A 20,141-nucleotide genomic window follows, 5' to 3' on the forward strand; every position below is an offset into this window, starting at 1 on the left:
TAAAGCTTTTCTCTGTAGAAGGCTATTTATTTCTTACCTTGGCAATCCATAAAATATGGGTGGTTACGGATATGCCTACGACGGCTAAAATAATTAATACCCAAGACTTCTGAATATGGAATGCGGAAAGCAAAAGCATTCCCCAAAGAGAAGTTAAGCTGATAATGACGGTTTCGGGTTTTAAGCCCTTTCGGTCTTTATAATTTCTGATATATTCATTGAAAAAGGGAATCTTTATTACCTTCTCATAGATCCTGGGGGTAGAAGCAAAGCAGCCTGCCGCCGCCAATACAAAAGGGGTCGTCGGCCAAAGGGGAAGAACTAAACCGATTGCGCCCATTCCAAGAAGAAGAAACCCCACACCGCAAAGCAATATGTTTTTAATACCCATGGATTCTCCTCCTATGTATTGTTTTTAAGGCTTTTTTAGAAGTTCTTTTAGGGTTCTCGGGAAACCAGCCTTTCTTTACCCGTTCATCCTGATGCTTAAGCTCAAGAATAGACCATAGCATGGCAAAACCAATAATAGCAAGGGTAGGCGAAACAATGCTTCCTTCCGCAAAAAGGGAAGCCCCGCAAAATCCCAGACCGCCCACCAGAAACAAAGGCCATATTTTATAAGTAAAATAATATTCACACTTTATAACAATAGGGTGAAAAATACCTATTACAAGAAAGCTGATTCCACCAATAATGATTCCCGACCAATACATAAACTCCTCCTTTATCTTATTAAGACTTATTACTAATAATGTATCATATTTTATTCTTTTATGTCAATATTATTCTTTAAATAAGGACAAAACTTTACAAAATAATCAGCCCTATAGAGGCCTTATGGTTCTTTCTGTGCTATAGTAAACTTAAAATGGAAAGAAATAAACCCGTATACACATAGGCTCAAAAACGCAGCGTTTCCTGTGAAAATCCATATTTTTAAATCGTATAAAAAGGCACAAACCAAGAGAACAGGGTCGCTGTGTCTTGAATATGCCCTGTGAGCTTAGAGGATACCTGCCAAAATTTATACAGATAAATCCATATTTATAAACAAATCTCTATTTTATCCTTTCGTATCGTCAAGTTGCTTTTATTCCGAAGTAAATATCTGGATTAAGACGGGTATCTAAAATGACTTTTTGATTTTTAATTTTAATAAGTATTTATTCCTATAGCAGATAAGCTTGATTTTTTAAATTTATTTACTATAGCTAAGAGAAAAGCAAAAAAATTTACTTTGTAAAAATCGCACTTTATGCGTTCGGATGTCTTTTTAGATTCTATCTTCGAGCCGCAGGATTTTTCCTGTTTTAATTGACAAGGATATTATTTCATATTAAATTAACTATAAATCAGTTATTCCTCCTTCCTTATAAGAAATTCACTATAAGCCTATGATTTTTTGTTTTCAGGATATGTCAAAAGAATAATAGAATGAGGCAAGAACTTTTGTTTAGAGAGTAAAATTTAGATTACTTTTAATCCAAGCCGGTTTATACTTAAATAAATATAAAACAGCAGTGCTGCAAATTTGCTTTTCCTTGATTTTATGCCTTCTTCCAGCCCGTTACTTACTGCGGAAGAAAAGTAAATTTGCTATACAGCGTATCCGTAAGAGGATTTACCTATTATCTAAATTCATACTTTTTCAGAAAGAAAAAAAGAATCAAGGTTTATAAACCTTGATTCTTCCTTATGCCCGAGACCGGAATCGAACCGGTACGATATTGCTATCGCAGGATTTTAAGTCCTGTGCGTCTGCCAGTTCCGCCACTCGGGCTTAGCGTATTGAAGCTATGTTTCTATAGCAACGAAAATTATTATACCACTGGTATTTTTTATTGTCAAGATATTTTAAAAGTATTAATAATTTTAACATTTTTAAATACTATTGAGTTTTTATCAAGCAAGGAGTATAATTCTGTCCTATACAGTATGCAGAGCTGTATATTGCATTTATTTTCTTTAGATTTTGAATATCTTTATGCCTTTGGCTACATGCTATCTATATGGAAAATTATTTTCAGTCAATTTCAGTTTTTCTGTGATTTTAAGCCTCCGTAGGGCCTAAAATTACGAAAAGGCAATTTGGCAAGAATATCTTTCCTTTAGTAAGTATAATACAGCAGGCTAAAGGCGCCAATACGAATCTGTTTATAAAGAGGTATGATTAAAATGAAAAATAAAAAGACGCATTTTATCGATCTTCTCCTTGGAAGGGCTCTCGTAAATGCGGAAATAGCGGGGGAAAAGCTGAATCTTCCCTGGGGTCTTCCCATTATGGCATCAGATGCTGTTTCTTCTGTGGCTTACGCCCTTGAAGAGATACTTTTGGTGCTTGTTCCCGTTTTAGGGCTTGGTGCTATTGGCTATCTTGATGTTGTAGCACTGCCCATAATAATTTTGCTCCTGATTTTGGCCTTTTCTTATTCTCAGATAATTGACCATTATCCAAACGGCGGCGGCTCTTATGTGGTTTCCAGCGAAAATCTGGGGAAAGGCGCCTCCCTTTTTGCGGCCTCTGCACTGATTGTAGACTATATTATGACGGTTGCCGTAAGTTTATCTTCTGCCACGGCGGCATTTTTAGCTGCTTTTCCCTCTCTTTGGGAATACAGGGTTATAATAGCTATTGCTTTTTTATCTATCGTTACATTAATGAATTTAAGGGGCGTCAGGGAATCTGCCAAGATATTCGGCGCACCTACCTATGGTTTTATTGTTATAATGATGATTTTAATCATCACGGGCTTTATAAGGTTTATAACCGGTACTCTTGACCCTATAAAATACACAGGCGTTCCTGATTTTAATGGGGGCTTATCCGAATCTTTGCTTATACTGCTTTTGCTTAAGGCATTTTCTTCAGGCTGTTCCGCCCTTACGGGCATAGAAGCAGTAAGCAATGCCGTGCCCTCTTTTAAAGACCCTGCCCAAAAAACCGCAAAGCATGTTTTATATGTGCTTGTTTGCATCATCATATTTATTTTCGGCGGCTCCGTGCTTCTTGCGTCAAGGCTTCATGTTATTCCGCTAGAAGGCCACACGGTTATCTCCCAAATGGGTATGGCCATATTCGGAAGCGGCCCTATGTTTTATCTGCTTCAGTTTGCAACCTCCCTTATCTTGCTTTTAGCTGCCAATACGGCATATAACGGGCTTCCTAATTTATTAGCCTTGCTTGCTTTTGATAATTACATGCCCCATCAGTTTTCACAAAGGGGAAGAAAGCTCAGCTTTTCAAACGGAATATTATTTATATATTTTGTGGCCGGAGGGCTTATTATATTTTTTCAAGCCGATACCCACCACCTTATCCCTTTGTATTCCGTAGGTGTTTTCCTTTCCTTTACCCTTGCCCAGACAGGCATGGTGGCCAAATGGTTCAAAATAAAAGGAAACGGCTGGAAGCGTAAAATGCTGATTAACATCATCGGCTCTATCATGAGCTTTGTGGGTATGGTCATCGTATTTGTAACCAAGTTTTCAAGCGGCGCCTGGATGCTTGGTATCGCAATACCCATGATTTCAATTATAATGTATAGCATTCATAAGCATTATAAGGCCGTGTATGATGATATAAGGCTTGAACCGGAAGAAGCAAAATCCCTTTATAAGCCCTGTACAAGCACAAACCAAAGACCTTTTATCGTGCTTGGCTCCTCCTTTTCAAGGCCCTTTATAAAAGCCATTAACTATGCAAACGCCCTAAGTGCCAACGTAACGGCAGTGCATATTGCAACCAGTGATGAGGACAAGGCAAAATTTCAGGAGCTCTGGAAAAAGTCCGGTTTCGGCTTTCCTCTCGTAATTATCGAAGCCCCTTACAGGGATATTATTCCCCCTATTGCCGATTACATCGAACAATGGCATAATGAGCTTCCTCATAACGGCTTTCTTACGGTAGTGCTGGTTAAATTTGTGGAAAACCATTTTGTAGATAAGATTCTTCACAATCAAACAACCTATTTCATTGAAAGACGCCTTAAATCCTTTAATTATGTGGCAACCTTAATGGTTCATTACATCTATAAGAAATCGGGGAAGGTTTAAATATTTAAAAACTTTATAACCTATTCACCGTTACAAAGCTTAAAGATAAGTTTGGTAACGGCACTCATTTAAAAACGATACAGCCTAAGGCTGTATCGTTTTTAGTTTATTTAATATAAATTGTAGTTTTTGCTGTCTTTAATTTAAAATATATATTGCTCTTGTTATATATAATAAATTTCTTATAAAGAAGTAACAAAAGCCGATTCACTACGGATTCAGCGTTACCAAACAAAAAACAAATTTGATAACCATAAGAAAATGCTCACTTAAAAAATATTTGCAGGCTTACGCCTGTATCCTTTTTCAAGTTCGCGCAGTATAAAAAATGGATTTTCTTCGGAAACATAGTGAAATTGTCTTTATAGTAAATTTCATAGAAGGATGCAATAAAAATCTATTTTTCATAAACGACTTAAATATATAGAATCCCTATGTTTAAGCCATTCAATATATACGATTTTTATTCCTGTTTCATTTGAAATTTACTATAATTGAATTAAGGCTATTAATACTGCATATCAAAGCCTTCTTCAAGCCTTGTTGTATAAATTTCTCCTGCCTGCTCCAGCGCCTGGAAGATATAGTCTTTATTGAAACGGGTTACCGGTATGCGGTCATAGGCTCTCATTCCCATATGTTTCAATGCCTCTTCCATGTTGTGTAAGCACTCAACTGCTCCTAATCCGGTACCTCCGGCACAAGCAATCAGAAAACAGCGTTTTCCCGCAAGAAATTTATTATGTCTCGTTTCGCATCTGCGAAGCCGGTCAATGAAGGCTTTCATACATTCTGTTATATCATGCCAGTATACGGCAGATACAAAAACAACGCCGTCTGCTTCCGCCAACTGCTGATATATTTCTTCAAAATCGTCCTTTAAAACACAAAGCCCTTTTGAACGGCAAATTCCCCAGCCATTCCCGCAAGCACGGCAATGTTCAATCTTTTTTCTATTCAAATGTATTTCTGTAATTTTTCCATCTTTTTTCTTGATGCCGGATAGAAACTTTTCCTTGGCAGAAGCCGTAAGCCCATCTGTGTTAGGACTTGACCAAATTACCGCTACATTCATTATTTTCCCCCATATTATTTTTCATCATAAATATAGCTTAGGCAATGGTTGCAACCATTGCCTGCAAGTAATATAAATTATGCTCCTAAAAGATTATGTAAATAATTTGAGTTAATAAAGTACCCTTAAAATCATATAAAAATCTATTATTTCGGGGATACTGCGTTCTTAGACAGAAAGGGCATTCAATACAGAGCCCACTGCCTGAACTTTCTATAGCTTCCTGTTTAACGGGAATTATTTTTATTTTAATGCCCGAAAAACTCTTTGATAATGCCGTCTTGCTCCGGCAGGTTTACAACATAGCCAAAGCCTACTTGTCCGTCTGTACTCTCCTTATAGGCTCTTGTTCTTTCCTCACCAAAGGCACCGCAAAGCTCTATTACGCCAAAACCATCCTCTTTAAGCTTAAGAACAAGCTCTTTGGCTTCATCAAAGCTATTTACCGTAAAAATATAAGTGTCCTTTGTCTCAGTCTCAAATACGGCCTTATGGATTTCCGTATTATAAGCCGGGCTCATTAAAATGTGTGCAAATTTTTTCTTCATTAAATATGCCTCCTTTATTATTTGTAAAGCCTTAAAAGGCCTTCTTCAATACGGTTTTGTCTGTTGTGGTGATGGCCCCCTTCGTCCCATAAGAGATTAACGGGATGATTTGTTTTTCCTTTTAATATTTCTGCCGCTTCTTCGGCGTATTGGGTGGTCTTATCTAAAGGTTCCGGCTTTCCTTTTCCTTCGTCTTTTCCTGAAATTAGTATGATTTTCGCATTCTTATTTTTAGGGGAATTTGATTTTAAAAATTCTATAAAGTCATAATACCAGAAGGAGCCGGAAATACACAATGCATTCCCAAATAGATTACTTTTATAAAGGGCATAGATACTCATAATTCCTCCAAGGGAAACGCCTCCTATAGAAACCTCCGACGCTTCCTTTCTTGTGGCGTATTTCTCATTTATAAAGGGAATAAGATTATTTTCAATATAAGCAATATAAGCATCTCCACCGCCGCCGAAATCCTTAAATTTATGAGAAATGGCCTTTCCTGGCCATGGCGTTAGGTCCTTAAGGCGGTCACTTGTTGATAAAGCAACCGTAATATGCCTTTTAAGCCTTCCTTCTCCGTAAAGCTTATGTTCCGCCTTTTCCAAAAGAGGCGCCGTATCCTTCCCGTCATGAAAGTATAATACAGGCAGGCATTCGTCCTTATGATATTCCGGGGGAAGAAGCACGAAAATTTCTCTTCCGCAAACAGTATATATATCCATTTTTTCTCCTTAAATGTAAAATAGTTTTATTAGCAGGACAAACGCATGAATCGTTTATCCTGCCGCAAAAATGACATTTCTGCGAATTTACTTCGAAAAGCATCCAAGGTTCCTTTGAAACCTTGGATACTTTTACGTTTTGGCCGGGTTAAATCCAGCCAAAACGATTAAAGCCCACTGCGCTAAAGAAAGGGATTTGTACATATTTTTTCATGCGCTTGTCCTGAGTTTTAGAGCCTTTTATATTCATATTCTAAAAAACTTATTCAGTATAAAATGTCCTTACCGAAAAATTATAGCCTTCTGTCTGGTCTTCTTTCAAGCCGGCTGATTTTAAAAAAGCTTTTTAATATCCCTTGGGGATTTTCCCATATGCTTTTTAAAAAGCCTGCTGAAATAAAAAGGGTCCTGGTAGCCTACTCTTTCCGCCGTTTCCTTTACGCTTAAGCTCTCCACCGTCAAAAACTGCATGGCCATTTCCATACGATGCTCTATCAGGTAATTAATAGGCCGTATCCCCATATGTTTATAAAAAATATAAGAAAATTGCTGCTCGCTCTTTCCAAACCTTTCACTCAAGCTTTTAAGGGTAATCGGTTCTTTATAATTATTTATCATATATTCTACGCTTTCCTGAACCATATCCCTTTCACTGTTTCTGCTTCTGCACAGTAAGCAGGCGAAAATCTCGTCGATAATTGAAAGAAAAATGGCTTTTTTTCTAAATCTCGATTGGGCCTCGGGCCTGTTTGATATAATAAGAAGCTTCTTTAAATGCTTTTTTATATTTTCATTGTCGCCTATGGAAACCTCAAAGGCGGAATTCATATAATTGCTTCTTCTGTGCTCCGTTTTAAAGGGCCTGTAATATACGTTAATATGCGTATACTCCTTATTGTCAAGGGGTTTAAAGGAAATCGATTTATTGGCACAGGCATGGATTACCTTTCCCTCTTCTGCTATGAACACTTCATCGTCAAGGGTTATCTCTGCTCTACCTTCCACGGTAAATATAAAAGCGGAATAAAGGGTTTGGTATTTTTGGAAACCCTCTTTCAGGTCTCTTGTAAATAATATTATATTTCCTACCTCAAAGGGATAATTTGCATATTCTTCCGCCATAAGGCTTAAATTAATATCCTTCGGCATGACTTTTACCTCCTGAAACTAACTGCGATTTGCTGCCTATGATTGTATAGTAAATTTAGCATTAAACAGTAACAAAACCGTATATTCATGGAAACTCGAAAATGTACCGTTTCCGAAGGAAATCTGTATTTTTAAGTCTCTGATGAATCGGCTTTTGTTACTGCTTTATAAGAAATTTACTGTATCTTTTCATTTTCTTTGTATGAATATTGTAATGTGCTTCCCGCATTTGTGTATTTAGTTTATATTTTCCTTTTTTATTTTAAATAACATCAATTTCTGAAAACAAATGTTAATTATGAAAAATGCATCTTTACTTTCTAACGTTTAGGTCCTATGCCTATTTTATATGATTATGCAAGGATATTCCTATTAAATCCAGCCCTTTTATAAAGACATTTATATCATACCACATTTCGCTCTATGATATCAATTTTAATAATAGTACATGTTTCAATTTTCGTTTATTCCCTTTTTCAATATTTAATTCTATACTGTTTAAGTTAGTTCGACTTAACACTATAAGGACGGATAAATATGAATGATCATACCCCTGCTTCATTTAAAGCAGTACATAAAGAAAACCGCAAATTTAAAATAACCATATTATTGCTTGTAATCATATTACTTATTTCCCTGATATTGTCTATGTCCATAGGGGCAATGAAAATACCGGCAAGTTCCGTATATAAAATAATACTTCATAATCTTTTTGGCATAAGCACAGGGGATACAGCTTTTTTAAGCCAAGGGGCCAATTTTAACATCGTATGGCAGATTCGCTTTCCCAGAGTGCTTCTGGGCCTTATAACAGGGGCGGGCCTTGCCTTAAGCGGGGCAATTATGCAGGCCTCCGTTCAAAATCCTCTTGCGGAGCCTTATATCCTCGGTATCTCATCAGGAGCAACCTTAGGAGCAACCTTCTCCATTATGCTCGGCGTGGGAGCCATAGGGCTTTTCCCTTCAGGCGGGATTGCTTTTTGGGCCTTCTTAGGAGCCATCGGGGCTACAGCCGCGGTTTTAATGCTTTCTTCCATGGGAGGAAAACCGTCATCTTCAAAGCTTGTGCTTTCAGGTACGGTTATCAATGCCCTTTGCGGTTCCTTGTCCAATTACATAATTTCTGTTGCAAGCAATGCCGAAGGCATACAAACAGTGAAATTCTGGACCATGGGTTCTCTTGCGGCAGCTAAATGGGAAACTCTGCCTTTTCCGTCGGCGGTGGTTTTAATCTGCTGTTTATTCTTCCTTTTTCAGCCTCGTATCTTAAATACAATGCTCATCGGAGACGAAGCCGCCATTACCTTAGGCATAAACCTTAATTTCTATCGGAAGCTTTATATGACGATTACGGCATTTTTAATCGGCGTTTTAGTAAGCGTATGCGGCATTATCGGCTTTGTGGGCCTTATTATCCCTCATATCAGCCGCTCCATTGTGGGAACAGACCATAGGAGGCTCATGCCTTTTTGCATACTGCTTGGGGGATTGTTTATGATATGGGCAGACGCTTATGCCAGGATAGCGATTCCGGGAGGAGAGCTTTCCATCGGTATCGTGACCTCTTTAGTAGGCGCGCCCTTCTTCGTATACATTCTCATCAGGAAAAATTACGGTTTTAAGGGGTAAATTATGGATTTAAAAATAGAAGATTTAAAAGTTGAGCTTGCTAAAAAAGAAATTGTAAAAGGCATTTCCCTTGTGGCGGAGAAAAAAAGCTTCGTAGGGCTTTTAGGCCCCAACGGAAGCGGAAAATCCACATTGCTAAGAGCCGTTTATCAAGCCATTAAGCCAAGCCATGGAACTGTTTTAATGGACGGAATTCCCATGGGCACATTAAGCCCTAAGAAAATTTCAAAGAAAATGGCCGTAGTAGGCCAGTTCAATCATATTGACTTTGATTTTAAAGTAATAGAAATTGTTCTCATGGGCCGAACTCCCCATAAAAATATGCTTGAAATGGAAACAAAAGAAGATTACTTTATGGCAGAAGACGCCCTTAAAAAAGTAGGAATGGAGCATTACGCCGACAGAAGCTTCGCTTCCCTTTCCGGCGGCGAAAAACAGCGTATCGTCTTGGCAAGGGCCCTTGCCCAATCACCTGAAATCCTGATTTTAGACGAGCCTACAAACCACCTTGATATAAAATATCAGCTGCAGATTTTAAGCGTCATAAAGGGGCTTAATATATGTGTTCTTTCGGCTCTCCACGACCTTTCTCTTGCGTCCCAATATTGTGACAGTATTTATATTTTAAAGGACGGCCTTATTGCAGGCCACGGAAAGCCCGAAGAAATCATCACCCCTGAAATGGTCTATGAAGTTTACGGCGTAAAATGCGATATAAGCAGAAATCCCCGTACCAATATGCTTTCTGTAAGCTATTATCAGGACTAAATGGTGTTTTCCTAGGAATAATGTAAGTAAACTTCAAGTGAAACTATAATAAAACTGTATATTCACTTTGGCTCAAAAATGTATCGTTTTTGAAGGAAAGCCGCACTTTTGAGTCCATAGAGTAATAGGCCTTTGTTACTTCCTTATGAGCAATTTACTATAGATGAGCCAGAAGGATTTTAACGCCTATAAAGCAATCCCTAAAATTCCCATTACCTCATGGAATAGGCGGCACTAATTCATATGAATACTGAAATTCCATAGGATTCTTAAGTATCCTATTGGTCTAAACATCGGCTAAGGCATAAAACTTAATTTCTATAAATCTAATCGCTTGTGCGTTAGCCCTGAATAATTTTTAACGGTATTTAAGCTATGTCGATTTATTGATAGCTTTTATATATACTAAATTTTTATTATAAATGCTTTTATTTGAAAGGAGTCCATATGAAACATATTGTAACACCAATGATAGCTTTAGCACTTTCTGTAAGCCTTTTAAGCGGCTGCGGATCAAAAAGCAATGAGGTTCCTGTGTCTTCTCCTGCGGCAGAAGCTCCTTCCGAAAAGGCTTCCGAAGAAAAGACTGAAACCCCTTCAGAAAACCCAGCCCCTTCCGAAGAAGCTAAGGAAAATGCAACCGTATATCCTTTCTCTATTACCGTTCACGATCAGGAAGGCCTTGAACATGAGCAGGTATTTAATGAATCCCCTAAAAAAGCAGTTACAAACAATCAGGCTTCTACAGAGCTTCTTTTAGCCCTTGGCCTTGAGGAATTTGTGATAGGAACCGGTGATATTGATAACGACGTTCTGCCTGAGCTTCAGGAGGCCTACGATAAAATACCTGCCATAGCGGAAAAAGGACAGGTTGCCAAGGAAGTCGTTATCGGTGCCGACCCTGATTTTGTAATCGGCAGGGCGATGTCCTTTACAGACGAAAGATACGGAATTATTGGGGCCCTTAACGAAATGGGAATCAATACCTATGTTCAGGAAGCAAGCTTAATGAATATTAAGCAGACATTAGATAATATTATTTTAGACGTTAGAAACGTAGGAAAAATATTTGACATTCAGGATAAAGCAAATGAATTTGCCGACTCTCTTCAGAAGAGACTGGATACCATTAAAGAAAAGACCTCTGCCATAGAAGGTGACCCTGCAAAGGTAATGTTTATGGTTAAATATGTAGGCGGCGAATTCAGCGTATTCGGGCAGAATGCTTCCCTTCAGACAAAAATGCTTGAAGATATGAACGCCGTTAATGTGGCTGAAAAGGGCGGTACTTTAAGCGCAGAAAACCTGATTGCGTTAAATCCCGATGTTATTATTTACGTAACAGCAAATAATAACGCTGAAACAGATAAAACAGCTATAGAGGATATGCTTGCAAACGAAACCATATCAAGCGTTTCAGCCATAGCCAACAAAAGAATCGCAACTGTAGAATATACTGAGCTTATGGGCTACGGCTTCAGAACATTTGATGCAATGGAAAAAATAGCAAAGGCCGTTTATCCTGATATATTTGAATAAGATTTTCAATTAATTTACTTATCGTCTTCATTTTACCTCTATTTACTATATTAAAAAGCAATATCCCACGGGATATTGCTTTTTATAATTAACAAAGATACAAACTTATTTATTAACTATTATAAATTTAAAACTAAAGTAAATTTTATATAAAGAAATAGCAAAAGCCTATTCCCACCAGGCTCAAAAACACGGATTTCCTTCGGAAACAGTACATTTTTGAACCTGTGGGAATATACGGTTTTGCTATTGTTGAACTTTAAATTTACTATAAATAATGACAAAGCCGTATATGCACTTGGCCTCAAAAATGCATTTTAGCAAAAATATTATAAATGGCCTTTTGGGAAACCACCTTTAATTAATTTTATATATGGATATTGCGGTAACGGTATAAAGGCAATTTCATTGTATTTCCAAAGGACGCCTGTATTTTTATACTAAGTTCACTTAAAAAGGATACTGGCTTATGCCAGTATCCTTTTTAAGTGAACGTTTTCTTATGGTTATCAAACATGTTTTTTGTTTGGCAACCATGAGCCTGCTAAGAATAGGCTTTTGCTGCTTCTTTATAATAAATTTACTACATCCATACTTTTTCTCTATAATTCCAATACCTTCGTTGCTATTTTTTCCCCAAACATCTCATCATGCTCTATAAATATCATCGTAGGCCGGTAACTTAAAATAAGCTCCTCTATTTGTATTCTTGATATAATATCTACATAATTTAAAGGCTCATCCCAGATATAAATATGGGCCTTACCTGAAAGGCTTCTTGCAATCAAGAGCTTTTTTCGCTGGCCGGAGCTTAATTCTTCAATGTTTTTTTCAAAGCTTTCTCTCGGGAATCCCAGGTTCCTTAATATAGATTTAAAAAGAACCTCGTCAAGCTCCTCCTCTAATATAAACTCTTTCATACTGCCCTTTAAATAATCGGCGTTTTGGCTTACGTAGGATATGGTAAGACCCGGAGGCACATATAATTCTCCTTGAGTGATTACAGCCTTTCCGCGGCCTGAAATAAGCCCTATTAAAGTGCTTTTTCCTTTCCCGTTCTTCCCCTTTACTAAAAGCCTATCGCCTTTAAAAAGCTGCATATGAACATTCTCAAAAACCTCTTTATCTCCATATCCTGCCGAAAGGGATTTAATTTCAATATACAAATCCTTATGGTAATCTTTGCTTTGTATTTTCAGCTTGCCTTGCTTTTCTATATTTTTAAGCAGCGCTTTTTTCTCTTCCAAGGCATCATTGGCTCTTCTTTCAGCATTTTTGGATTTTTTCATTATTCTTGCAGCCTGAGCACCCACTGCTCCTCTGTCATACACATGGCTCCCTATTTTACTGGCTTCTAATTTATCCGACCATTGAGCCTTCTGCCTTGCAGATTCTGTAAGCCTGCTGATTTCTTTTTTTAGCTTCATATTTTGTTCAAGCTCAAAGCTATCCTGCCTATCTTTATTGAATTGCCATGAGCTGTAATTTCCCTTTTGAACCTCTATATTGTTTTTATTGATTACTAAAACATGGTCAATAATCTTATCCAGAAACGCCCTATCGTGGGAAACCACAATAAAGCCCTTTTTCCTGCTTAAATAATCCGATACCTGATGCCTGCCCTCCAAATCAAGATGGTCCGTAGGCTCATCTATCAGAAGAAAGTTATCCTTCCTTAAAAACAATCCTGAAAGCAAGGCCTTTGTTCTTTCACCATTGCTTAAGGTATTGAAGGGCCTATTCAGAATATCCTCTGTCAGACCTAACATGGAAGCTTCCTTCTGAATCTTTTCATCAATAATATAGCCGTCCATTAAATTAAACTTCTCTAAAACTTCCCCATATTCATAAAGAGCTTCTTCTGTTCCCTTTTCTATTAAAGCCTCCATCTTTCTTTGCATTTCTTCAAATGGCCCTATGGATTCTCTTATTACAGTAAGGGTTTCTCTTTCCTCATTATAAACGGGAAATGGAAAATAAGTGAAATCTACCGACGAAGATATTTCTCCCTGATAAGAATATCTTCCCATCAAGAGGTTTAAAAACGTAGTTTTCCCTCTGCCATTTCGCCCTATGAAGCCAAGCTTCCAATCGGTATCAATCTGAAAAGACGTATTCTCAAATATATTTTCATAACTCCCCTCATAACTGAAGGTAAGGCCTTTTACATTTATAAGCGACATAATGCTTCCTCCTTTTGCTTTCAGAAGGTTATTTTGTCTGGGTTCAGCAGTAATACTTTTTATTAAGTGAAAATCATATTTTCTTTTACTTAAGCCCACTATACCTGTGGCATAAAAGCACTTTGGCAATTTATTTTATCCTTAGCAAACTCAAAATAATATAAATGTAAGCTTATAAATCATTTAAATCATTTTTAAGTATACGCTCTTTTATGGTTACCAAACTCATTTTTAAGTTGATTACTCATAAGCAATTAGAAAATATTTTAATTTCACTTTTCCCAAGGCCTTTGCATCTGCAAAAAAATAGCCTCAGGCACATGTTAATCCTGAGGCTTAAAAGTACAACAAAAAAGGACCCCAAAAGGTATGATTAACATTCCTGCATAACAAAATAACCCTTAATAAGTTAAATTAATTAGCAAGAATGATCTATCATTTTTTCAGCTCCTTCAATAATCAAAATAGAATAGTTTTATAATAAACGATTTCTATAGTTTTGTCAAATTTTTGTGCGGTAAAATTTTTCCTTTTTATTGGGGTTTTTGAAAAGAATGTATATTTAAAATTATATTTGGTTTCATAAAATAAGATAATTTAACTTGCAAACTGGGTTCTTATGGAATTTTAAATCTTATTTAATTAGGTTCTGCTGCCTAATTTTATTAACAGCATAGTGAAAATTAAAAGCTACAGAACCCTATACATAGCCCATTAGCTGCTCTTAAATTCCTTGATAAACTTCCCTTTAACTCATAAAAATAAATAGGATAAAATTTATTTGGTATTTGTTTTACAGACGGAAACATCCATCAGGTTGATTTAGAGCAATTTTAAAAAAAGTTTATAAAGATAAAATTGATAAAAAGTTTAACATCACGGATATTTATAAAAAATTCTGTTATCTATACGGCGAATTACAGAGGCCTGTGACACATATACAAAAAAAGAAGATTTAAGAAAAGAACTAGCCGATATAGCTATTTATTGGGACTTTCAGAAACCCTTGGCATTGACTTTGAAAATGAAATATAAAGAAAATAGATAGAAGCGAACACAGACAACATATTCAAAAGGACGGCGTTTCTATAAAAATCAGTGAATGACAGAGAATAAGTTGCACCGTCTCTAATTTCTGGCTAAAGTTTTTCTTACCTTAATAGATAGCATCAATATATTCAAAGATTTTTCATCTATTCTTAATTTGATTATTTTTCCACAATACTATAAAATTAAACCAGATACTTAAATATCCTTCTCTAGGAATGTTTTATATGGCCTATAAAACACAAAAAATTGAATCGAGGTGTAAAATGGCAATACTTATTACAGGAGGCGCCGGCTATATAGGAAGCCATACAGCAGTCATGCTTTTGGAAAAAGGATTTGACATCGTAATCTGCGATAATTTTTCAAATTCAAGTAACGACGTCATAGAGAAAATTAAAAAGATTACCGGCAAGGATTTTAATTTTTATAATATCGACCTTCGCAGCAAATCAGATATAGATCATCTTTTTCAAACAGAAAAAATCGACTCAGTAATTCATTTTGCTGCCTTAAAGGCCGTAGGCCAATCTGTGCAGAAGCCTTTATATTACTATGAAAACAATCTATGCTCCACTATAAATCTCCTTCATATAATGGACAATCATCATGTCAAAAACCTTATATTCAGCTCTTCTGCAACTGTTTACGGCGACAAGGCAACGCCTCCCTATAAAGAGGACAGTGAAACCTCCGCCACAAATCCTTATGGCCAGTCGAAAATAATGATTGAGCGAATGCTTGAAGACCTTCATCATTCCGATGATAGCTGGAATATTATTTCTCTAAGATATTTTAATCCTTTAGGCGCTCATTCTTCCGGCCTTATAGGAGAAAACCCTCAGGGAATACCCAATAATCTTCTTCCTTATATTGCTCAGGTGGCTTCCGGTAAGCTGCCGGAACTTAAAGTCTTCGGAAATGATTACGATACACCCGACGGAACCGGCATAAGAGACTACATTCACGTATGCGACCTTGCAGAAGGCCATATTAAGGCCCTTATGAAGCTAAAAGGAAGCCCCGGCTATGATGTATATAATCTAGGCACGGGAAAAGGTGCAAGCGTTTTGGAGCTTATCTCTGCCTTTGAAAACGCCAATGGAATAAAAATACCCTATACAATAACCGAAAGACGTCCGGGCGACACGCCATTATCCATTGCAGATGTGGAAAAAGCTGAAAAAGAGCTTGATTTCAAAGCTACAAGAACATTACAAGATATGTGCCGCGATACATGGAACTTCCAGAAAAGTTTATAGGCTGTTTAATTGAATATTGAATTGAAAGAGGGCGATGCTAGCATCTCCCCCCTTTTTTGACTAAAACCGACTAATTATGATATATACTGCAATATTAGAATTTTCAAAAAATTATATCTTATTCCACTTCCTAATATGTTTGAGCAAAATAATAAGCGTGTTCATCTAGAAGATATTATTCCATACAAACCCACAGAAGTCCATTGTAGAAATCAATATGCAAGCACCCATATAGCCTTTGTAATTGGCTTAAGACAATTAATACCACCTACACCATAATGCATGAAACATATAAAATTTCAATTTTTAAATTGGATATTAGATTTTAAGGGGGCGATGCTAGCATCGCCTCCTTAATACAATTGCTTTTTGAAATATAAAATTTCAAAGAATTTATAATTTATAGTAATTTCTTATAAAGAAGAAACAAATGCCTATTTCGATAGCCTTAAAGCACAGTTTCCCTTTGAGAAACAGTACATTTTCAAAGCAACGTAAATTATAGTTTTCTTCCTATTTTATTTTAAATCTACTATATTAATTTACCCTTAACCAGAATTTTTCCAACAAAAAACCGGTCCATAGGACCGGTTTTTATTATAAGCCTAAGGCTTAATTATTTTGCTTCAGCTGCATTGTAAGTAGCTGTTGATGTAGCTGCATCCCAACCAACTGTTACGTTGAAAGCTTCGCCTAATGCACGGAAAGGTATGAAAGCTCTTTCGCTTGTGATTTCAGCTGCTACTGGTAATCCATCTGGGCTTACCATAGGAACGCTTACACCGTTTACAAGGTAGTTAGTGTTTCCAATCTGGAACTGAACGATACGAGTACCAGCGTCTACAGTAACTGTCTTGTTAGCATCATCCCATTTAACTGTTTCATCTGCAAGGCCGAGAGCGTTAGCTACGAATCTTACAGGAACCATAGTTGAGTTGCTTGCTGTTGAAACATAAGCTGCAACAGGCATTGTGAAATCTTGATCGTTGATCTTGATTACAGGGTTGCCGATTGTAACTTTAACAGTGTTCTTGAATTCAGAACTTGCATCGTTAGCTACAGTTACAACGTTGATGTACTTAGCGGAAACGCCAGGTACTGTAAATAAGTCGTTCTGGTTTACAAACTTAGTTTCGTCATTTTCAGCAAGCTGATAGTAGTTCTGAGCGATTGCATTGCCCCATACTACTAAATCAATACCTCTGTCCTCAGAAGCGGAAAGGTTGGAGTAAGGAACGTTTCTGCTTACCTTAACCTGAACGTTTGAGAAGGAAATTGTTGAAGCTTCGTCAGATTCTCTGTCGATTTCAAATGTAATCTGGCCTTCTGTCTTAGTGTTAGCGTTAGGTCTTGTAGAAAGAACGCTTGATGTTGTAACGTTAGAAATCTTAAGATCTCCTTCAGTTACTTTAGCTGTGAAGCCTTTAGCGATTTCCATATCGATAGAGATACCGTCTGTGATAGATACTCTAACTTCTTTGCCTTTAAGAAGGTTGCCAGCTGCTGTCTCAGTGATGGAGAAGTCGCTAACTGTAAAGTACTGATAGCCTACCTGAACTTCAGATACTTTATCAACTTTAACTTCAACAGGCTTAATAGCCTTAGCTATTGTTACTTTTGGATAATCTTCATTTGTTGATTTTTCTACTGCAGAACCGCTAAGTGTAAGGTCGATGTCGCCTTCAAAATTAACAGCCATACCTAACCATAAGTCTAACTCAAAGCTAGCCTTTTTATCTTTTTCAATCTTAAGGTTTGTGATGATAAGTTCGTTATCGTCTACAGTTACTCTGTTTACTTTCTTCTGAGTGTTGTAGTAGATAGCGTCTTTGTCTCCAGTTGTACCTTCCTGAAGTGCTGTTTTGGAATCATCAATAAGGTTTGTAATCTTATCGAATTTAGCCTTAAGGATTGTTACGTCCTCTGGAAGAGTTAATTTAGTAGTTCTTTCTGCCCACCAAGCAGCAGGTATTTTTTCAGAAACTTTTACTCTTGCAGCTTTGTGGTATTCATCGTCAAGATTGTCGTCCATACCGGCAAAAGCTTTCTTATTATCAGCATATTTTACATTGCCTTCTAAACGGCCGGAAACTAAAGTAGGGATAGCATCTTTAGTTCTCTTAAGCTCGATTGTGTAATCAGAAGCTGTAGCTACCTTGAAGGATTCTTCTGTGTAGATTGTTGAAGAACCATAGTTGTCGATCGTTAAGTTCACATCGCCTGTTTTGATGGTTTCTTCATCTTCAGCTACTAATACAACACCTTCTATATAAAGAGCACCTTTTACGTCTGTAGATTGATTGATACCCTTAATATTGAATAATAATGTAGAGTGGTCTATTTTATCTCTTCTATCGTCATAATCTACGGTAGAGGCACTTATGTTTCCTGAAAGACCAGGCTCAATACCAATCTTAATCTTGCTTACGCTTGTGAATTCATAGCCCTTAGGAGCTTTTAAGTAGAAAGAGCCATCTTTGATAGAAGCAAGCTTCTTCTCTTCGATGATGATTCTCTTAAGCTCGAACTGGCTTCTTGCTGTTACAGTATCTTTAACATAAGCTTTTGTTTTTCCGTCTGCTTTTGAAGCAAATACATGTGATGTTTCGGAAATTGTAGTGTTACCTGCATCAGATACACGGATTCTGTACTCATCTTTGTCGCCAACTAATTCAACAACGATAGGAATATAGATTGAAGCACCTGCGCCAGCATTTGCAGATATTCTTACAGTAGCTGTTGTAAGTCCGCTGCCGATTGATAAAGTATAAGGAACTTCTCCTGCAGCAGTTCTTGTATAAACTTTACTGTTTTCGTCATAGCTACCAACAGTTGGATCGTATGCCTTTATCTCATCTTTTGTGCTGTCTGTTGTGCTAACTACTACTTCTATAAGAGAGTCAACGCTATCAACTGCAACAGAGTCATCTGAAAAGTCACTTTTTCCACTATTGTAAGTAACAACAACATCGCTAACTTTGCTGTCAAGAGCCCTAAGTTCTCTAAGTAAAGATGCTTTCCATGCTTTAAGGTCCGCTACTGTACTTCCTGATGCAGAAGGCACTGTCTCCTGAACTACATAACGGAACTCATTCTCTATTGCACTTACAGTAGCTTCTCTAGTAGGAAGAGCTTTATACTCTACTTCTACTGTAACATCAGCAGGATCAACAGATGCGCCACTGGTTGTTATTGTAGTTACATCATCATCATTCCAGAAAACTTTAACAACTACATTTGTTCCTTTAGAACCAACTGCAGTATTTATAGCAGTAGTTACAGAAGTTAAATAACCTGCAAGATCAGTGTCTACAGTACCCGCAAACGCTGCAACAGTTGAAGAATGTGCAGTATTAAATGACGCAAGGCTATCATAAGTCTTTACATCACTAACAACTACCATTACTGAGTCAATAGATTTAAAAGAAGCAGTACCACTACCTGGAGTAGCAGCATTTATAGTTACTTTAGTATCATCAGTAAGAGTATACTTAATAACTACATCCTCAACTTCAACAGGATAATTATCATCAGCTGTTTGAAGTTCAGTCAGTAAATTGGTTCTGTAAGTTCTAATATTGGATTCGTCAACACTTACTGAAGGAACGACTGCAAACGGAACAACTGTATCAAGGTCACCTACTGCCATACCTTTGTCCGCTAAAAAATTATTAAGCCTAGATCTTGTTGTTTCGGTGTTTGTTCCATCAAGTGTAAGCTTTCCACCGAAATTAAATTCAGCATTTTCAAGAGATAATTTAAATGTATCTCCCGCCTTAACGCTTTCTTTAAGATAGATTTTGAAATGACCGATTCTGCTCCAGTCAGTTCCAGATGCTGGAAGTCCAGAACGCTCTTCAATAAGAAGAACTTCATCTCCCGCTTTAACTGCCTGTCTGGTAACACTGTTCTCAGAAGCAGCCATGGCGGTCATTGGGAATGCTGTTACGGCCATAACAGCAGCCAATAAAAGAGCTAATTTTCTCTTCATCCTTTATTTCCTCCTTAATTTTATTGGGATTTTACCTGTACTTATGAGTGAACAAAGTCTTTTCACAAGTAAAAAGGCCTTAGCCCCATTTCACAGGTAATTATATCACTCCAAATTTTAACAATCAACAAAAAATTCAATATGTAACGATATTGTAATTAAACATAATTGCAAT

At 37.0% G+C, this 20,141-nt stretch carries 13 protein-coding genes and 1 tRNA gene; 5 read left to right on the forward strand and 9 right to left on the reverse strand.

Annotated features, from left to right (window positions below; all coding sequences use genetic code 11):
• Positions 1–22: 22 nt before the first annotated feature.
• From NBX03_RS14700 to NBX03_RS14710, 3 genes are all read right to left on the reverse strand, one after another.
• Complete coding sequence (locus NBX03_RS14700) at positions 23–391, reverse strand: YbaN family protein (RefSeq protein WP_250228522.1); 369 nt, start codon at positions 389–391, stop codon at positions 23–25.
• Positions 381–713: a DUF4491 family protein gene (locus NBX03_RS14705; RefSeq protein WP_250228523.1), complete on the reverse strand. Its 333-nt coding sequence runs from the start codon at positions 711–713 to the stop codon at positions 381–383. Before NBX03_RS14705 ends, NBX03_RS14700 begins: the two co-directional genes overlap by 11 nt.
• 983 nt (positions 714–1,696) lie before the next feature.
• Positions 1,697–1,780: transfer RNA gene (locus NBX03_RS14710), tRNA-Leu, on the reverse strand.
• Positions 1,781–2,175: 395 nt separating this feature from the next.
• Between NBX03_RS14710 and NBX03_RS14715 the strand changes: the two genes are divergently transcribed.
• The gene (locus NBX03_RS14715; protein ID WP_250228524.1) at positions 2,176–4,053 is read left to right on the forward strand and encodes an APC family permease; all 1,878 of its coding nucleotides are present in this window, start codon (positions 2,176–2,178) and stop codon (positions 4,051–4,053) included.
• Between the two features lie 508 nt (positions 4,054–4,561).
• Here the strand turns inward: NBX03_RS14715 and NBX03_RS14720 are convergent.
• The 4 genes from NBX03_RS14720 to NBX03_RS14735 all read right to left on the reverse strand — a co-directional run bounded on the left by NBX03_RS14720 (position 4,562) and on the right by NBX03_RS14735 (position 7,547).
• Entirely contained in the window at positions 4,562–5,128 is a 567-nt protein-coding gene (locus NBX03_RS14720; protein ID WP_250228525.1) for a flavodoxin family protein, read from the reverse strand.
• Between the two features lie 248 nt (positions 5,129–5,376).
• Entirely contained in the window at positions 5,377–5,676 is a 300-nt protein-coding gene (locus NBX03_RS14725; RefSeq protein ID WP_250228526.1) for a DUF6506 family protein, read from the reverse strand.
• A 17-nt stretch (positions 5,677–5,693) separates the two neighbouring features.
• Positions 5,694–6,398 carry an alpha/beta hydrolase gene (locus tag NBX03_RS14730; protein WP_250228527.1) on the reverse strand — a complete coding sequence of 235 codons (705 nt, stop codon included), beginning with the start codon at positions 6,396–6,398 and terminating at the stop codon, positions 5,694–5,696.
• Positions 6,399–6,731: 333 nt separating this feature from the next.
• Positions 6,732–7,547, reverse strand: coding sequence for an AraC family transcriptional regulator (locus NBX03_RS14735; RefSeq protein ID WP_250228528.1), 816 nt, complete (start codon positions 7,545–7,547; stop codon positions 6,732–6,734).
• 537 nt (positions 7,548–8,084) lie between these two features.
• Between NBX03_RS14735 and NBX03_RS14740 the strand changes: the two genes are divergently transcribed.
• The 3 genes from NBX03_RS14740 to NBX03_RS14750 all read left to right on the forward strand — a co-directional run bounded on the left by NBX03_RS14740 (position 8,085) and on the right by NBX03_RS14750 (position 11,483).
• Positions 8,085–9,176: a FecCD family ABC transporter permease gene (locus NBX03_RS14740; protein ID WP_250228529.1), complete on the forward strand. Its 1,092-nt coding sequence runs from the start codon at positions 8,085–8,087 to the stop codon at positions 9,174–9,176.
• Between the two features lie 3 nt (positions 9,177–9,179).
• Positions 9,180–9,944, forward strand: a complete 765-nt coding sequence (locus NBX03_RS14745; protein WP_250228530.1) for an ABC transporter ATP-binding protein — start codon at positions 9,180–9,182, stop codon at positions 9,942–9,944.
• A 447-nt stretch (positions 9,945–10,391) separates the two neighbouring features.
• On the forward strand, positions 10,392–11,483 hold the full coding sequence (locus tag NBX03_RS14750) for an ABC transporter substrate-binding protein (protein WP_250228531.1): 1,092 nt from the start codon (positions 10,392–10,394) through the stop codon (positions 11,481–11,483).
• A 602-nt stretch (positions 11,484–12,085) separates the two neighbouring features.
• Here the strand turns inward: NBX03_RS14750 and abc-f are convergent.
• Entirely contained in the window at positions 12,086–13,666 is a 1,581-nt protein-coding gene (gene abc-f, locus NBX03_RS14755) for a ribosomal protection-like ABC-F family protein (protein WP_250228532.1), read from the reverse strand.
• A gap of 1,313 nt (positions 13,667–14,979) precedes the next feature.
• Between abc-f and galE the strand changes: the two genes are divergently transcribed.
• The gene (galE, locus tag NBX03_RS14760) at positions 14,980–15,975 is read left to right on the forward strand and encodes a UDP-glucose 4-epimerase GalE (RefSeq protein ID WP_250228533.1); all 996 of its coding nucleotides are present in this window, start codon (positions 14,980–14,982) and stop codon (positions 15,973–15,975) included.
• 616 nt (positions 15,976–16,591) lie between these two features.
• On the opposite strand, the gene NBX03_RS14765 is transcribed toward galE, so the two are convergent.
• Positions 16,592–19,966, reverse strand: a complete 3,375-nt coding sequence (locus NBX03_RS14765; protein ID WP_250228534.1) for a copper amine oxidase N-terminal domain-containing protein — start codon at positions 19,964–19,966, stop codon at positions 16,592–16,594.
• Positions 19,967–20,141 lie beyond the last annotated feature (175 nt).

Source organism: Anaeropeptidivorans aminofermentans (assembly GCF_940670685.1).
GTDB lineage: Bacteria > Bacillota > Clostridia > Lachnospirales > UBA5962 > Anaeropeptidivorans > Anaeropeptidivorans aminofermentans.

Coding starts and splice junctions, on each gene's coding strand:
- NBX03_RS14700 (WP_250228522.1), bottom strand. CDS start 391: ATGGGTATTAAAAACATATTGCTTTGCGGTGTGGGGTTTCTTCTTCTT.
- NBX03_RS14705 (WP_250228523.1), bottom strand. CDS start 713: ATGTATTGGTCGGGAATCATTATTGGTGGAATCAGCTTTCTTGTAATA.
- NBX03_RS14715 (WP_250228524.1), top strand. CDS start 2,176: ATGAAAAATAAAAAGACGCATTTTATCGATCTTCTCCTTGGAAGGGCT.
- NBX03_RS14720 (WP_250228525.1), bottom strand. CDS start 5,128: ATGAATGTAGCGGTAATTTGGTCAAGTCCTAACACAGATGGGCTTACG.
- NBX03_RS14725 (WP_250228526.1), bottom strand. CDS start 5,676: ATGAAGAAAAAATTTGCACACATTTTAATGAGCCCGGCTTATAATACG.
- NBX03_RS14730 (WP_250228527.1), bottom strand. CDS start 6,398: ATGGATATATATACTGTTTGCGGAAGAGAAATTTTCGTGCTTCTTCCC.
- NBX03_RS14735 (WP_250228528.1), bottom strand. CDS start 7,547: ATGCCGAAGGATATTAATTTAAGCCTTATGGCGGAAGAATATGCAAAT.
- NBX03_RS14740 (WP_250228529.1), top strand. CDS start 8,085: ATGAATGATCATACCCCTGCTTCATTTAAAGCAGTACATAAAGAAAAC.
- NBX03_RS14745 (WP_250228530.1), top strand. CDS start 9,180: ATGGATTTAAAAATAGAAGATTTAAAAGTTGAGCTTGCTAAAAAAGAA.
- NBX03_RS14750 (WP_250228531.1), top strand. CDS start 10,392: ATGAAACATATTGTAACACCAATGATAGCTTTAGCACTTTCTGTAAGC.
- abc-f (WP_250228532.1), bottom strand. CDS start 13,666: ATGTCGCTTATAAATGTAAAAGGCCTTACCTTCAGTTATGAGGGGAGT.
- galE (WP_250228533.1), top strand. CDS start 14,980: ATGGCAATACTTATTACAGGAGGCGCCGGCTATATAGGAAGCCATACA.
- NBX03_RS14765 (WP_250228534.1), bottom strand. CDS start 19,966: ATGAAGAGAAAATTAGCTCTTTTATTGGCTGCTGTTATGGCCGTAACA.